General features: G+C 33.4%; 14 protein-coding genes. 6 read left to right on the top strand and 8 right to left on the bottom strand.

Annotated elements, in window-relative coordinates; genetic code table 11:
* Positions 1–268: 268 nt before the first annotated feature.
* The 3 genes from ACQY1Q_RS06755 to ACQY1Q_RS06745 form a co-directional block, all read right to left on the bottom strand.
* Positions 269–1,600 (bottom strand): sensor histidine kinase, encoded by a 1,332-nt coding sequence (locus ACQY1Q_RS06755; protein WP_431004534.1) that lies wholly within the window; start codon positions 1,598–1,600, stop codon positions 269–271.
* A 2-nt stretch (positions 1,601–1,602) separates the two neighbouring features.
* Complete coding sequence (locus ACQY1Q_RS06750; RefSeq protein ID WP_431004533.1) at positions 1,603–2,316, bottom strand: LytR/AlgR family response regulator transcription factor; 714 nt, start codon at positions 2,314–2,316, stop codon at positions 1,603–1,605.
* A 294-nt stretch (positions 2,317–2,610) separates the two neighbouring features.
* Positions 2,611–3,372, bottom strand: a complete 762-nt coding sequence (locus ACQY1Q_RS06745) for a lysophospholipid acyltransferase family protein (protein ID WP_431004532.1) — start codon at positions 3,370–3,372, stop codon at positions 2,611–2,613.
* Between the two features lie 113 nt (positions 3,373–3,485).
* Here ACQY1Q_RS06745 and trpS point away from each other — a divergent pair, with 113 nt between their 5' ends.
* Positions 3,486–4,454 carry a tryptophan--tRNA ligase gene (gene trpS / locus ACQY1Q_RS06740; RefSeq protein WP_431004531.1) on the top strand — a complete coding sequence of 323 codons (969 nt, stop codon included), beginning with the start codon at positions 3,486–3,488 and terminating at the stop codon, positions 4,452–4,454.
* 297 nt (positions 4,455–4,751) lie between these two features.
* The gene (locus tag ACQY1Q_RS06735) at positions 4,752–5,063 is read left to right on the top strand and encodes a DUF6370 family protein (protein WP_431004530.1); all 312 of its coding nucleotides are present in this window, start codon (positions 4,752–4,754) and stop codon (positions 5,061–5,063) included.
* Positions 5,064–5,120: 57 nt separating this feature from the next.
* Here the strand turns inward: ACQY1Q_RS06735 and ACQY1Q_RS06730 are convergent, their stop codons facing one another.
* From ACQY1Q_RS06730 to ACQY1Q_RS06720, 3 genes are all read right to left on the bottom strand, one after another.
* On the bottom strand, positions 5,121–6,158 hold the full coding sequence (locus ACQY1Q_RS06730; RefSeq protein ID WP_431004529.1) for an NADP(H)-dependent aldo-keto reductase: 1,038 nt from the start codon (positions 6,156–6,158) through the stop codon (positions 5,121–5,123).
* Between the two features lie 195 nt (positions 6,159–6,353).
* Positions 6,354–7,541 (bottom strand): phosphoglycerate kinase, encoded by a 1,188-nt coding sequence (locus ACQY1Q_RS06725; protein ID WP_431004528.1) that lies wholly within the window; start codon positions 7,539–7,541, stop codon positions 6,354–6,356.
* Positions 7,542–7,581: 40 nt separating this feature from the next.
* Positions 7,582–7,872 carry a YciI family protein gene (locus tag ACQY1Q_RS06720; RefSeq protein ID WP_431004527.1) on the bottom strand — a complete coding sequence of 97 codons (291 nt, stop codon included), beginning with the start codon at positions 7,870–7,872 and terminating at the stop codon, positions 7,582–7,584.
* A gap of 108 nt (positions 7,873–7,980) precedes the next feature.
* Here ACQY1Q_RS06720 and ACQY1Q_RS06715 point away from each other — a divergent pair, with 108 nt between their 5' ends.
* Both ACQY1Q_RS06715 and ACQY1Q_RS06710 read left to right on the top strand, forming a co-directional pair.
* Positions 7,981–8,403, top strand: a complete 423-nt coding sequence (locus tag ACQY1Q_RS06715) for a molybdenum cofactor biosynthesis protein MoaE (RefSeq protein WP_431004526.1) — start codon at positions 7,981–7,983, stop codon at positions 8,401–8,403.
* Positions 8,404–8,414: 11 nt separating this feature from the next.
* Positions 8,415–8,948, top strand: a complete 534-nt coding sequence (locus ACQY1Q_RS06710; protein WP_431004525.1) for a GNAT family N-acetyltransferase — start codon at positions 8,415–8,417, stop codon at positions 8,946–8,948.
* A 78-nt stretch (positions 8,949–9,026) separates the two neighbouring features.
* Here the strand turns inward: ACQY1Q_RS06710 and ACQY1Q_RS06705 are convergent, their stop codons facing one another.
* The gene (locus tag ACQY1Q_RS06705; RefSeq protein ID WP_431004524.1) at positions 9,027–9,353 is read right to left on the bottom strand and encodes a winged helix-turn-helix transcriptional regulator; all 327 of its coding nucleotides are present in this window, start codon (positions 9,351–9,353) and stop codon (positions 9,027–9,029) included.
* 93 nt (positions 9,354–9,446) lie between these two features.
* On the opposite strand from ACQY1Q_RS06705, the gene ACQY1Q_RS06700 reads away from it, so the two are divergent.
* Together ACQY1Q_RS06700 and ACQY1Q_RS06695 are read left to right on the top strand one after the other, a co-directional pair.
* Positions 9,447–10,070, top strand: coding sequence for an FMN-dependent NADH-azoreductase (locus tag ACQY1Q_RS06700; protein WP_431004523.1), 624 nt, complete (start codon positions 9,447–9,449; stop codon positions 10,068–10,070).
* Positions 10,064–10,882: a DNA alkylation repair protein gene (locus tag ACQY1Q_RS06695; RefSeq protein ID WP_431004522.1), complete on the top strand. Its 819-nt coding sequence runs from the start codon at positions 10,064–10,066 to the stop codon at positions 10,880–10,882. Before ACQY1Q_RS06700 ends, ACQY1Q_RS06695 begins: the two co-directional genes overlap by 7 nt.
* A 324-nt stretch (positions 10,883–11,206) precedes the next feature.
* On the opposite strand, the gene ACQY1Q_RS06690 is transcribed toward ACQY1Q_RS06695, so the two are convergent.
* Positions 11,207–13,960 carry a PD-(D/E)XK nuclease family protein gene (locus ACQY1Q_RS06690; RefSeq protein ID WP_431004521.1) on the bottom strand — a complete coding sequence of 918 codons (2,754 nt, stop codon included), beginning with the start codon at positions 13,958–13,960 and terminating at the stop codon, positions 11,207–11,209.
* Positions 13,961–14,247: the final 287 nt, after the last annotated feature.

The following is a 14,247-nucleotide window of genomic DNA, read 5'->3' as shown; positions in this document are numbered from 1 at the left end:
CAGCTAATAAATTATCTATTTACTATTTATTAACCTTTTTATGATAATTATTTTAATTAACTAACTACTAAACATAAAGAAAAGACCAAGTAAACCTGATCTTTTCTCGAATAAAACTGTGAGTTCCCCCTAAATCACAATCCCTTTCTTTTCAATACATCTAATGTACAAAACAATAAACTTCCTTTTTTTTCTATTAAATAATCGGAAGAGAAACTTAAACAAACAACAAACATCTAGCAATAACTGGTGTATAAAACGTATGTGCTTATAGTGTTTTTGCAGGAAAAATCAATGAAACTTGGGTTCCGGTAGTATTCTTTTCAGACACATCTTTTATTTGTATGATAATTTCTTTTTCATACATAAGTTCCATTCTTTCTTTAACTATTTTAATTCCGTATGATTTTTTTGAGTTAGCTGTGTTAATTTTATTCTTTTTGCTGTTGTTAATTCCTATTCCATTATCTGTAATAAACACATTAACCATCTCATTAGTTTGTGTAATGGTTAGCAAAATTGTTTTTTCTCCTTGCTTCAAACTCAATCCATGCCAAATGGCGTTTTCTATAAAAGGTTGTAAAAACAAAGGAACTACTTTTAACCTGTCGGTATCAATTGTATGATCAACAACGGTTTTAAAATGAAAACCGTTTTTTAATCTCATTTGCTCTAATTTTACATAAATAGATAAAATATGTAGTTCTTCTGTTAAACTTATAGAGTTTTCATTGGTTACCTGAAGTACTTTTCTTACTAAAGATGAAAATTTGGTAATAAAGTTTGAGGCTTCATCTATTTTGTTCTGAATAACAAAGTTGTTTATTGAGTTTAGAGAATTAAATAAGAAATGAGGATTCATTTGACTTTTTAAAGCTATCATTTTAAGCTGTGATATCTGATTGCTTTGTTTTAGTAAATTAACCTCTGCTTCTTGCTTTTTTATTATAATTTCTCTGAAATGGTTACCTATTAAAATTGCAAAAATTATACTCTGAACTATAGCACCAACAAAGTAATAAAACATTCTGTGTACCGGCCAATCAATTAAATACAAATCTCCTTTAATCATTTTTAACGAACTGATATTGGCTGAGATAAGAAAAAAAACAGAACCAAATAGTAAGAAATAAACTTGTCGTGTTTTTCTTTTAGAAAGCAAGTAAAAAACGTAAAATGCACAAAAGGTAGCAAAAGGCACTGAATAGGCTACAATTTGCTTTTGAACTTCATAACCATAAAAGTATTGAATTATCAAAAGAGAGCAAGCCAATAAAAAAAGCACCCTTGATAATATTTTTGCCCGATAATCAAGTATAGGAAAGTAAATTTTACTTTTTGTAAGTTCTCTACAGAAGTAAATAAAAAATACGTACCCTACATATTGGATAGAAAAGCTAATATATTGGTAATAGCACTGAACTTTTTCATTTACAAAAGCGTCTCTTACTAAGTAAACAAACAAGCAAAATAAATACCCGCTATAATACTTATGCAGTTTTTCTTTGTTTTGTAAATAAAAAATAAAGTGATAAATAAATAAAACCAATAACCCGCCTCTAATCCATGAGTAAAAAGCAGAAGTAATATCTAATAACATTATTATTTATCTAACTGTAACATTTCAATTAATTCGTTCTTTTTCCTCCTGCTCACACTTACAATGGTTCCGTCAACTAATGTTAGCTCACTTAACCCTTTATTGTATTCTGTTACGTATTTTAAATTAATAACATAAGAATTGTGTACCCTGTAAAACTCAGGATATATGAATTTTTTTTGAACTTCTTTTAATGTTTTAGTTGCTATTATTTTTTTACCTGAAGTTAAGAAAATAGTTGTGTAGCTCTTATCGGATTTTAAATACACTACATCTTCCTTAGCCATTAAATACACCTTTCCATCTGCAGAAATATTAATTCTATCAACTATTTTTTCTTGCTCTCTTTTTAGAGAAAGTTGCTTATTTACTTTAGCAAAGGTTAAACGCAGTTCATCAAGATCTATAGGTTTTAGCAAATAATCTAAAGCGTCAGCTTTTACTGCTTTTATGCCATACTCATCATGCGCAGTTGTAAAAACCACTTCAAACTTTCTATTAGGAAAATTATTTAGGAATGTAAACCCATCCATCTCCAACATTTGTATGTCTAAAAAAACAATGTCCGGATCAATTTCTTTAATCAAACTAAATCCTATAATCGGAGAACTACATTTTACAATATTTACATCTTCATCTAGTCCACATTTTCTAATTTTCCATTCTAATGCCTCTAAGGCATCTTTCTCATCATCTATTAAGATAATTTTTACCATACTTTTACTCATCAATATTACATTGTGCAGGGACTGTAGAGCTGGGGTGAACACAATATTGATGTGATTATAATAAAAACAGGTTACTGTCTTTATTAAATCACTTTTTATTCTTCTTGAAGAATATGTTATTATGAAGTAGTTAGTTTTAGTATCTGTTTAAATATAATAATTTTTTTCTTACAAAACCTATATAGGTGAAAATATGAAACAATATCTCTTTTATTTTCCTTGTTTAGTAACAAAATAAAAGTTTTTGCATTATTTCATTAACGTGTAGATATTAGTAATCATTTATTTTTTATAAGTATCATCCATGTACTTTTTATCATGTATTAATTCATTGTAAATAACATTGTACGCGGCTTCTTTTAACTCTTTTCTATCTTCTAAATCAATATTTTTTGTTTCTATAAAACTACATTGTTTAACTCTAAATGTTCCCGGGCCTCCTTTGTAAAAGTTCCAAGAAAAAAAACGTTTACCATCATAATACACTTGTGGCACAATAGGAATTCCGTATTCTATAGCTAAACTAAAAGCGCCATTTTTAAAAGGCGATAAGGTTATGCTTTCTTCAGGTACCAAACCTTCAGGGAAAATTCCTACACTGGTTCCGTTTTGTAACTTTTTCTTTGCCATTTCATACACTCTTTTTCTACTGGTAGTAGAATCTCTATCTACCATAATTACCACTTTCTTATAAAAAAAACCAAAAACAGGAATTTTTACCAGCTCTTTCTTTCCTACAAAAACAATAGGATTTTTACTCAGCACTATCATTACCCAAGGATCTAGCATAGAAGCATGATTTGCTATAAACATGTAGCTTTTGTTTTTTTCTATATGCTGCTCTCTTTCAACTTTTAATCGAAAACCCATTCCATAAATTAAAATAAAAGACCACGCTCTTACCATTTTCCAAAAAACCGGATAGTATTTTTCATGAGACGTTAGTACTAACAAAAATGGCAACATTATAATAATAGTACTAAACATTAAGATGTAAAACCAAAGTCTCCAGACTACTAAAAAAGGAATTTTAAAATACTTCATAGCTGCGAAAGTAGTAATTTCTTTTGTTTGAAAAATTTTAAGCTTATTTTTGCTTTTCTTGTATTACTATACAAAACTTAGTAAACAATAATTTTATATACAAAAAATAACTAATGGCAAGAATTTTAACTGGAGTACAAAGTACCGGAACACCGCATTTAGGTAATTTATTAGGCGCTATTTTACCTGCTATTAAAATGGCTAACGACTCTAATAATGAATCTTTTATCTTTATTGCGGACATGCATTCTTTAACGCAAATTAAAGATGGTGAGCAATTACGTGAAAATACGTATAGTGTTGCTGCTACCTGGCTTGCATGCGGTATTGATATTAACAAAACGGTATTTTATCGTCAGAGTGATATTCCTGAAGTAGCAGAATTGTCTTGGTATTTAAGTTGTTTTTTTCCATACCAACGTTTAACCTTAGCGCATAGTTTTAAAGATAAAGCTGATAGATTAGCCGATGTAAATGCCGGTTTGTTCACGTATCCTATGCTTATGGCTGCCGATATTTTGTTATACGACGCAGAAATAGTTCCGGTTGGAAAAGATCAGTTACAGCATTTAGAAATTACACGTGATGTTGCCAACAGAATTAACAATGTTGTTGGTGATATTTTAGTACCGCCACTGGCTAAAATTAATGAAGATACTCAGTTAATTCCGGGAACTGACGGTGAAAAGATGAGCAAATCGAGAGATAATTATATCAACATTTTTTTACCGGACAAAAAGTTACGTAAACAAATAATGGGAATTCAAACGGATAGTACTCCGCTAGAAGATCCTAAAAATCCGGATACTGATAACGTTTTTGCCTTGTATAAATTGTTAGCTTCTGAAGAGCAAGTTGCCGAAATGAGAGCTAATTATGAAGGTGGAAACTATGGTTACGGCCATGCAAAGCAAGCTTTATATGAAGTAATTATTGAAAAGTTTGCTGATGCTCGTGCTAAATACAATCATTATATGGAAAATCGTCATGAGATAGACGAAGCCTTGTCTGTTGGAGCAGAAAAAGCCCGTGCTGTTGCTAAAGAAGTATTAAAAAGAGTACGAGATAAAATGGGATATTAATGGTTTAGCTTTAAGACAGCTTTACTAAAAAACACAAGAACAAAGGTATTTTGACTTTTCATTGGTTAAAATTATACAGCCCATTTTATTAATCGAAAATAAGAGAAACATAATTTTTGATTTAAGTTTGGTGTACGATAAATTTCCTTTCGGTCATTACGAAGGAGTAATAACGACTGAAGTAATCTCTCTGTAAAAAGAGACTGCCACAGCAAAAGCGTTTGCTTCGCAGTGACGGTATTATTTTAATCATGAAAGGTTACATGTGACAATTGGAAAAACAATAAATACAAACACATGAAAAAAAGTATTAGCTTATTATTAATTGCTTTAGCCTTATCTTGTGGAAAAGCTAAAGAAAACGAGCAAATTGTAGAAGCCTCTTGCGGGCAATGTCAATTTGGATTAAAAAGTCAAAACGGATGCGATTTAGCCGTAAGAATTGATGGGACGGCATACTTTGTTGAAGGAGCCAAAATTGATGATTTTGGAGATGCCCATGATGAAAACATTGGCTTTTGTAATGTAATTAGAAAAGCAAAAGTTACCGGTAAAGTAGAAAACGGTGTTTTTAAAGCAACCAGCTTTGCCATAGCGGAATCAGAATAAAAAAAGCGAGAACGTTATAAATGTTCTCGCTTTTTGTTTAACCTTATGGCATACTAACTAAGGTGCCGGATTAGGTATTTTACTGTGTACAGCTTCTATTTCACTTAAAATAGCATCTGATAATTCAATATGAATAGAGTTGATGTTTTCTTTTAACTGATCCATTTTAGTAGCCCCAATAATATTACTGGTTACAAAGGGTAGCTGATTTACATAAGCCAATGCTAATTGAGCTAAACTCAATCCGTGACTTTCTGCTATTTTTTGATACGCTATAACTGCTTTTTCTGATTGTTCAGAAGAATATCTGTTAAATCTTGGAAATAGCGTTACACGGGCTCCCTCTGGTGTTTTTCCTCCTACATACTTTCCTGATAACACTCCAAAGGCTAAAGGTGAATATGCTAACAACCCTACATTTTCACGTAATGAAACTTCAGACATTCCGTACTCATAAGCACGATGAATTAAAGAATACGAGTTTTGAATAGTAACCGGCCTTGGTAATTGATGTGCTGCTGCTGTTTGCAAGTACTTCATAGTACCCCAAGGCGTTTCATTAGATAAACCAATGTGTTTTATTTTTCCTTGTTTTATAAAATCATTCAAAGTTTCTAAAATCTCTAAATGGTTTTCTGCTTCTTCAGCAGCTGTTTTATACGGATATTCACGTACACCAAAACAGTTTACTCCTCTTTCCGGCCAATGTAATTGGTATAAGTCAATATAATCGGTTTGTAACCGTTGTAAACTTCCTTCAATAGCCTCTGTAATGGCTCTTTTACTAAATCCGTCTTTACGTATATGAGCCGTATAATCACCGGCTCCGGCAATTTTAGAAGCCAATACTACTTTATCTCTATTTCCGGTTTTTTTAAACCAAGTACCAATAATTTTTTCGGTAGCCCCATACGTTTCAGCAGTGGCAGGAACAGCGTACAACTCAGCGGTATCAAAAAAATTCACTCCTTGATCAAGGGCATAGTCCATTTGCTCATGTCCTTCCGCTTCCGTATTCTGATTCCCCCAAGTCATGGTTCCTAAACATATTTTAGAAACTTTAACATTGGTATTGGGTAAGGTTGTGTATTTCATCTGTTAGTTTAAATAGTTATTTTTAAAAGGTTTCAGCATATTTAGAGGGTATGCAACAAATTTCCGTTTTTTAAAATAAAACCGTCACTTCGAAGCAAACACTTTTGCTGTGGCAGTCTCTTTTTATAGAGAGATTACCTCAGTCGTTATCGTTCCTTCGTAATGACTCGAACGGAAATTTGTCTATCCCATTTTTTAGCTTAACACGGCTTCTATTCCCGGTAATACTTTTCCTTCTAAACATTCAAGCATCGCTCCTCCTCCGGTAGATACGTAACTTACTTTTTCTTCGAAACCAAATTGTTTTACCGCTGCAACAGAATCTCCTCCTCCAACTAATGAGAATGCTCCGTTTTTAGTAGCATCGGCAATGGCATTTCCAAGTGCTATGGTTCCTTTAGCAAAACTTTCCATTTCAAAAACTCCTAAAGGTCCGTTCCATAAAATAGTTTTAGAATCGGCTATTACTTTAGCAAATAATTCAGATGTTTTAGGCCCTACATCTAAGCCCATCCATCCGTCAGGAATTTCATTGGTATCTACTATTTGCGTATTGGCATCATTTGCAAACGTGTCTGCAATTACAGCATCAACCGGTAAATGAATTTGCGTGTTGTTTGCTTTTGCTTTAGCTAAAATTTCAAGAGCTAAGTCTAACTTATCATCTTCTACTAAAGAGCTTCCTATGCTACCACCTAATGCTTTTACAAACGTAAAAGTCATACCTCCGCCTATAATGATGTGGTCTACTTTTTCAATAATATTTTCAACAATTCCTATTTTTGATGATACTTTGGCTCCTCCTAAAATAGCGGTTACCGGCTTTTCAGAATTGTTTAATACTTTATCTATACTTTCTATTTCTTGTGCTAACAGGTTTCCAAAGCATTTGTTATCTGTAAAAAACTGTGCAATAACAGCTGTAGAGGCATGGGCTCTGTGCGCGGTACCAAAGGCATCGTTTACATAAATATCTCCCCATTTAGCTAATTGTTCTGCAAAGGCTACATCTCCGGCTTCTTCTTCTTTATAAAAACGTAAGTTTTCTAATAATAAAATTTCTCCGGGTTGTAAGTTAGCTACTGCTTCTGCTGTTTTTTCACCTATACAATCCTCAACAAAAGTTACTTTTACGCCTAATACCTCGGTAACTTTATCAACAATATGACGTAATGAATACTTCTCTTCTACTCCTTTCGGGCGTCCTAAATGCGACATTAACACACAGCTTCCTCCATCTTCTAAAATTTTAATAATGGTGGGTTTTGCTGCTTGAATTCTAGTGTCATCAGTTACTTCAAAAGCATCATTTAAAGGCACATTAAAATCAACTCTAATCAGTGCTTTTTTGTTTTCGAAGTTATAATCGTTTAATGTTTTCATTTGTAAATCTAATAGGTTGTGTTATGGTATTATGTTGTTTTTATTGCTCTATTAACAATTCTAAATTTTTAGCTGCTTTGGTGGGTACAAACTCTACTATTTCATAGGCGGCCAAGTTGTGTAGGTTAAACGGATCTTTAGCCACAATGTCTTCCAGCTCTTGAAGGCTTTTTGCTTTGGCTAAAATAATACCTCCGTTTCTGGGCACTTTTCTTCCTGAGGTTAAAAATACACCTGCTTCATAATAGGTATTTAAATAGCTAATATGTGCTTCTAAATGTGCCTCTATTTTTTCTAAATCAACTTGGTAGGTAATATGGATGATAAACATCTTTGTTAATTTATTTATCCTGATTTATTTTTAACAAATGTAACTATTTAAAACCATATAAAAACCTCAACAACTACACAACAAAACTCATATATTTGTTAGGTACTTATGAGCACTATATCTATTCATATATCATCAGAAAAATTAGACCTGCAAACATGTTATGATTTTGTGGCAGATCCTTCTTGCGGGGGCATTGCTGTTTTTGTGGGTACGGTAAGAAATGCTACACAAAACAAAGAGGTTACTCAGCTAGACTTTTCTACTTACAAGCCTATGGCTATTAAAGAAATGCAAAAGATTGCTGCGTATGCTTTGGCCAATTTTAGCATTAAAAAAATAGCCATTCATCATGCTGAAGGTGTATTAAGCATTGGTGATATTCCTGTTATTATTACTGTTTCCTCTCCGCATAGAAAAGCTGCTTTTGAAGCTTGTCAATATGCTATTGACACGCTAAAAGAAACGGTTCCTATTTGGAAAAAAGAGTTTTTTTCTGATGGTGAAGTTTGGGTAAATGCACATCCTTAACAAGCAAAGCTATGATTACTTATAAAATAACCGAAACTGCTGCCGAGCTGGCACAAATTCTAGATTTACAAGCCAAAAATCTACCAAACCAATTAACAGAAACCGATAAAGAAGAACAGGGTTTTGTTACGGTACATCATGATTTGGATATTCTACAAAAAATGCATGATATTCATCCGCATATCATAGCGGTGTCCGGTCAAGATTTAGCAGGGTATGCCCTTTCTATGTCTGCAAAATTCAGAGAAGATATTCCGGTATTGGTGCCTATGTTTACCGAGATAGATGCCTCTGAAAAAGGTGCTTCTAAATATATTATTATGGGACAGGTATGTGTTGGTAAAAACTTTAGAGGTAAAGGAATATTCAGAGGATTGTACGCGAAAATGAAAGAGGAGTTTTCCGGAATGTATGATTGCATTATTACCGAGATAGATACGTTAAACACACGTTCTTTAAATGCCCATAGTGCTATTGGCTTTAAGGAGTTATTGCGTTATGAGTCTGGCGGACAAACTTGGGTAGTGGTGTATATGGATATTTAATATCATTTTTAATTACGAATTACGAATTAAAAATTCGTAATTCGTAAATGTAAACTGTCATTACTCTTTTAGTTAAAACTAGTCTTTTAAAGATTTACCCCATTCGTTTAAACTCCAAAGGACTTTTACCAACCCTTTTCCTAAATCTGTCAATTCGTATTCTACACGAGGCGGGAGTTCATTAAAAGAGGCTTTAGTAAGCAAACCGTCTTCTATCATTTCAGAAAGTTGTTGGTTAAGAACTCTTCTATCAACATTTTTTATTCCTCGTAAAAACTCACTGGGACGTTTTTTACCTTCATTAATTTGCCAAATAATGGCAATTTTCCATTTTCCGCTAATCGTATTGACCGCTTTTTCTAACGGGCATTTTTTTTCTTTTATCACCAATGCCTTTGTATTCATAAAATTGACTTTTTTATCTCATAGTGATTAATTTATGCGGTATTGCATAAGCAGTTTAACCATTATAAATTCGCTCTAAATAATAACAAAAATATGAATATTTTAAGAATCGACTCAAGTGTTAGAATTGAAAACTCAAAGTCCAGAGAGCTAACAGACTACTTTATTAAAACTTTATTAAACCAGCAGCATTTTCATATAAAAATTAGAGATGTTGGCATGAATCCTCCAATGTTTCCTTCAGATGCGTTTATAAAAGCAAATTATACTTTACCTGAAAACAGAACAAAAGAAATGAATGCTGTTTTGTCTGAATCTGATATGTTAATTGATGAATTGCTTTGGGCTGATAAAATCATTATTGCGTCACCAATGTATAATTTTACGATTTCAGCAACTTTAAAAACATATATTGATGCTATTGTTAGAATTGGAAGAACATTCTATATTAATGAAAAAGGAGAAATGCAAGGGTTACTTAATCACAAAAAGCTTCTCGTAATTACATCAAGAGGTGCTATGTTCTACGGAAAAGATGGAAATTTAAAATTGCTTGATTTTCAAAATAGTTATTTAAAAGCCGTATTTTCATTTATTGGAATAGCCGATATTACTTTTATAAATACCGAAGCACAAGATTTTGGAACTGCCGAAGTGAAATCAATTAATTTTCAGAATTCAAAAGAACAACTTTATGAGCTTTCTAAAGTATGGTAAATCAAGATATTTTAAATAGAAAAGGAGCGAGAAAGGTAACAGACATCCCAACTAAAGTTTTGGACTTACTTAACCTTGGCAAAATTGAAACTGTAAACTTAACCGAATGGCTAGCCATAAATCATAGTCAGCTTATTGAACATAGTTTTTTAGATTTAGGTATTTCAAATACTATTACTTCAATTGTTGTAGACGAAATTCAGAAACAAAAAAAGCCATCAACAATGAACTCCATAAAAATTGTTGGTGAAACACTTTGTAAACAATTTAAAAACAGTCCTCAATTTCCTATTGTTTTTGAGAACCTAAAAAATCATCCTTCAGATTCAATTCGAGGCTATGTTCCTTATCTGATTTCATTAAATGATGAATTAAAAATTGAGGAAAAACTAGATCAAGCTAAACCCTTGGTTGCCGACCATCATTTTGGTGTTCGAGAAGTAGTTTGGATGGCTTTACGTCCTGATATTGATAAAAACCTCTTGCAATCCATTAAAATTTTAACATTATGGAGTAAAAACAAAGATGGAAACATTAGGCGATTTGCATCTGAGTCTATCCGCCCAAGAGGTGTTTGGTGCAAACATATTGAGGTACTCAAAGAAAACCCTGAGTTGGCATTGCCTATATTAGACAATTTAAAGTCTGATTCCTCAAAATACGTTCAGGATAGCGTTGGAAACTGGCTAAACGATGCCAGCAAAACTAAACCTGAATTTGTTATTTACCTTTGCGAAAAATGGTTAAAAGAATCACCTACCAAAGAAACCGAAAGAATTGTTAAAAGAGCTAGAAGAACAATTGAGAAGTAATGTTTAGTTGGCAGAAATGACTTATAATTACGAATTTTCAATTCTCAATAACTCCAAAATAAAACGTTATTACTGTAAAGGTTAATTAACTTGGTTGTACAGTATTGGGCTTGTGCTAATAGAAAAATCAATAATTCTAGGTTATTTTCCAGGTGTACAACAAATTTCCTTTCGGGTCATTACGAAGGAGTGGTAACGACTGAAGTAATCTCTCAATTCAAAGAGACTGCCACAGCAAAAGTCTTTGCTTCGCAGTGACGGTTTTATTTTAAAAAACGGAAAAATGTTGTTGTACACTCCCATTTTCTATACGTTGAAAGTATCTTAATACTTCAAATCAGTAGGCTCTATAAAAGAAAGTTCTGTATTAAAAATTTCTTTGATGTATTCTTTTACCTCCTCCATAAACTCTTCTAATCGCTCTGGGGTAATGGCATTATCAGGGGTTCTGTAGTTAGCAGAAAAGTTCATTTTTAAAAATCCTTTTTTAAGGTTTTTAAACGAATAAATTCCTGCTTCTAAAGGTTGCGAAAAGTTGTATGCGGTGTTTTGTGTATATAAAAAGGCATAGAGCATTACTTGTATGGCCTTATGGTATTTTAACTCTCGTACCTCTGTAAAATCGGTAACTTTTAAGTTGGTTTCTTCTACCTTTCCGGTTTTGTAATCTATTATTCTGGTAACGCCGTTTAATTCATCTATGCGGTCAACTTGCCCGTGAATTTTTATTGGAAAGTCCATACCTTCTATGGTAATTTCTGCGGCTAAGTTTTGTTCTGTTGCTATAATTTTCAGTTGCTGGGTACCGTCTTTTAACAACTCTTTTTCTTGTTTTAGAAAATTAAGTACAAATCGGTTAGCTACCTCAAAAATTAATCGGTTTTTACCGGTGCTTATGTCTCCGTTTTTAAAATGCTTTCCAAAGTAATGGATGACTAATTCTTTGGTTTTTTGTTGCATTTGCGTTAGTATTTCTACGGTTATAAAAGCGCCTTCATAGGGTTTGTACAGTGCTTCTAAGGTGTCGTGCACTACGGTTCCCATGGTATTGGCCGCCACCGTTTCTTCTACCTCATCAAACTCTTTTATCTTCAATACTTTTTGTTTGTAAAAGGCTAACGGATTGTACAGGTAGTTGGTCAATGCCGAGGGTGAGATTCCTTTTCCTGCCAATTCGCGAAGCTTTGCTAAGACGTCTTCGTTTTTGGGTATTTCTTTTTGCTCGGTTAGTGTTGTTCGTATTTGCGGACTTACCATTTCTTCTTTTACATCGTCTCGCATCATTTCTAGCTGAGTTACAAATCGGCTTTTTTCACCGCTACCAAACACGTCATGTTCTGTATTGTACAGTATGTATATGTTTTTGGCTCGTTGCAAGAGTCTGAAAAAGTGATATGAAAACAGCGCATCTTTTTCACGGTAGGTAGGTAAGCCAAATTGTATTTTTACATCAAACGGAATAAAGGAGTTTTGCTGGTGGTTACCGGGTAATACTCCTTCATTTACTGAGGTTATAATAACATTTTCAAAATCGAGCACCCTGGTTTCTAACACTCCCATTAACTGCAATCCTTGTAAAGGTTCTCCTTGAAACGACAGGCTTTCCGATTGTATTAATTGCCTGAAAAACTGTTGCAGGGTTTTTAAATCTTGTATGTAGTTAAAGGTTTCGTGCAGGTTTTGTAATTGGGTAAAGGCGGTATAAAAACGAAACAGGTATTCTTTTTCCAGTTCGTTGGCCGTGTCTTTTAATAGCAGTAACAGGTTAACTACTCGGGTTAAAAACTCTTCTATAGTGGTAAAGGCTTTAAACAACCCCAGTACTACTTGTTTTGTTTTTTCGGGTATGGTTGTAAAAAACTCTTCTATTCTTTTAAGGCTTACAAAGGTGGTATTACTGGCTACGATAACTTCTGAAAGCAGGTCTGAAATAGAGTTTTCTTCTACGGTTAACAGTTGATAGATAGCCGGATGTTTTAGCAGCGCAATAACATCTTTATAATAAAAGAGTGCACTTTCTTTCTTTTGTAGTTTTTCCTGATTTAAAAACAGCCTGAAAATAGTAAGCAATAAACCCGTAGTGGGCACATCTTTTAACGGATACCCCATGGTAATGTTTACCGCATCTACTTTAGGGGGCAATGAGTTTAGGGTAATGGGTAGTAACGATTCATCAGCCAATACCAGTGCGGTATTGTTATAATTGGGGAGTTTTGCTAAAATTTCTCCTGCATATTTTATTTGGGTTATGTTTTTAGAGGCGCCTATTACTTGTATGTTTTTAGGAGTAGCAAAATGTTCGGCAACCGTTTGTATGGGGTTGGTTTGGTAATGTTTCCAACGGGTTTTATATTTTCTGATAAAACTGCCTGCCTGATGGTTGCTTTCATAAAAGGCCTTATCTACATCCCAATACACCTCTGTATTGCCAGCGGCTAACATTTTTTGAAACAGGGTTTCTTCTGCCGCGTTTAACGCATTAAAACCTATAAAAACGTACTTCTTATGGACGTTTTGGGTGCTAAAATGGTCTATTTTTTTAACCGCCTCTCTATAAATAACGCCTTGGTAGCCTATTTTTTTGGTGACCAAAAATTCATAAAACACCTCGTATAGCTTATACAGTTTTTCCATAAAGGCAAAGTGGTCTTTCATCAATTCTGTTTCCTGAAAAGTTCCGGATACCGACCATTTGCGTAAGCGGTGTATGTCTCGTAAATACACAAATATTTCACGGGCGTCAATAAGATGTTGGTCTATTTCATTAAAATCTTGCAATACGGTAAATGCCCACGAAGAAAACACATCAAAAGCGTCCGGTTTAGATTCTTCTTTTTGGTATAAACTGTAAAAATGAAACAACAATTGCACCGAGTCTGCCTTTTTTATACCGGATACCTCTTCAATAAAATCGCCAATATTGCTAATTCTAGGTAAGAAACCTGCGGCTATTTTATTTTTTAAGGCTTGTTTTACAAATACTCCTGCCCTTTGCGATGGCAAAATAAATTCCACCTCCTCAAAGCGTTGCGTAGTTTTTAGTATCGTATCTAACGTATCTGTAATAAATGACTGCATCTTTGTGAATTGTATTACCAAAGTACAATTTTTATGTTGAATTGTAAGGGGTGTGGTGGTTTCTTTCTAAAAGGAAAAACTAACAAAATTCTATTGTTGTTTTGGTTGGTTTAAGAGGTAGGAGTTAGGAATTGGGAATTAGGAATTGGGGGCTGGGAATTAGGAATTGGGAATTAGGAGTTGTTGGTAGTGTTATAGATTGCTTCATCCGTTAGCACTCCTTCGCAATAACACTGAAATGAACCGTCATTACGAACGTAGCTTGCGGAGTGACGTAATCTGTTAAA

Source organism: Tenacibaculum sp. TC6 (assembly GCF_050606265.1).
GTDB lineage: Bacteria > Bacteroidota > Bacteroidia > Flavobacteriales > Flavobacteriaceae > Polaribacter.
This window is presented reverse-complemented; position numbering and strand designations above follow the sequence as displayed.

Bases quoted from the DNA above. Each gene is read 5' to 3' on its own strand.
- ACQY1Q_RS06755 (WP_431004534.1), bottom strand. From the start codon at position 1,600: ATGTTATTAGATATTACTTCTGCTTTTTACTCATGGATTAGAGGCGGG.
- ACQY1Q_RS06750 (WP_431004533.1), bottom strand. From the start codon at position 2,316: ATGGTAAAAATTATCTTAATAGATGATGAGAAAGATGCCTTAGAGGCA.
- ACQY1Q_RS06745 (WP_431004532.1), bottom strand. From the start codon at position 3,372: ATGAAGTATTTTAAAATTCCTTTTTTAGTAGTCTGGAGACTTTGGTTT.
- trpS (WP_431004531.1), top strand. From the start codon at position 3,486: ATGGCAAGAATTTTAACTGGAGTACAAAGTACCGGAACACCGCATTTA.
- ACQY1Q_RS06735 (WP_431004530.1), top strand. From the start codon at position 4,752: ATGAAAAAAAGTATTAGCTTATTATTAATTGCTTTAGCCTTATCTTGT.
- ACQY1Q_RS06730 (WP_431004529.1), bottom strand. From the start codon at position 6,158: ATGAAATACACAACCTTACCCAATACCAATGTTAAAGTTTCTAAAATA.
- ACQY1Q_RS06725 (WP_431004528.1), bottom strand. From the start codon at position 7,541: ATGAAAACATTAAACGATTATAACTTCGAAAACAAAAAAGCACTGATT.
- ACQY1Q_RS06720 (WP_431004527.1), bottom strand. From the start codon at position 7,872: ATGTTTATCATCCATATTACCTACCAAGTTGATTTAGAAAAAATAGAG.
- ACQY1Q_RS06715 (WP_431004526.1), top strand. From the start codon at position 7,981: ATGAGCACTATATCTATTCATATATCATCAGAAAAATTAGACCTGCAA.
- ACQY1Q_RS06710 (WP_431004525.1), top strand. From the start codon at position 8,415: ATGATTACTTATAAAATAACCGAAACTGCTGCCGAGCTGGCACAAATT.
- ACQY1Q_RS06705 (WP_431004524.1), bottom strand. From the start codon at position 9,353: ATGAATACAAAGGCATTGGTGATAAAAGAAAAAAAATGCCCGTTAGAA.
- ACQY1Q_RS06700 (WP_431004523.1), top strand. From the start codon at position 9,447: ATGAATATTTTAAGAATCGACTCAAGTGTTAGAATTGAAAACTCAAAG.
- ACQY1Q_RS06695 (WP_431004522.1), top strand. From the start codon at position 10,064: ATGGTAAATCAAGATATTTTAAATAGAAAAGGAGCGAGAAAGGTAACA.
- ACQY1Q_RS06690 (WP_431004521.1), bottom strand. From the start codon at position 13,960: ATGCAGTCATTTATTACAGATACGTTAGATACGATACTAAAAACTACG.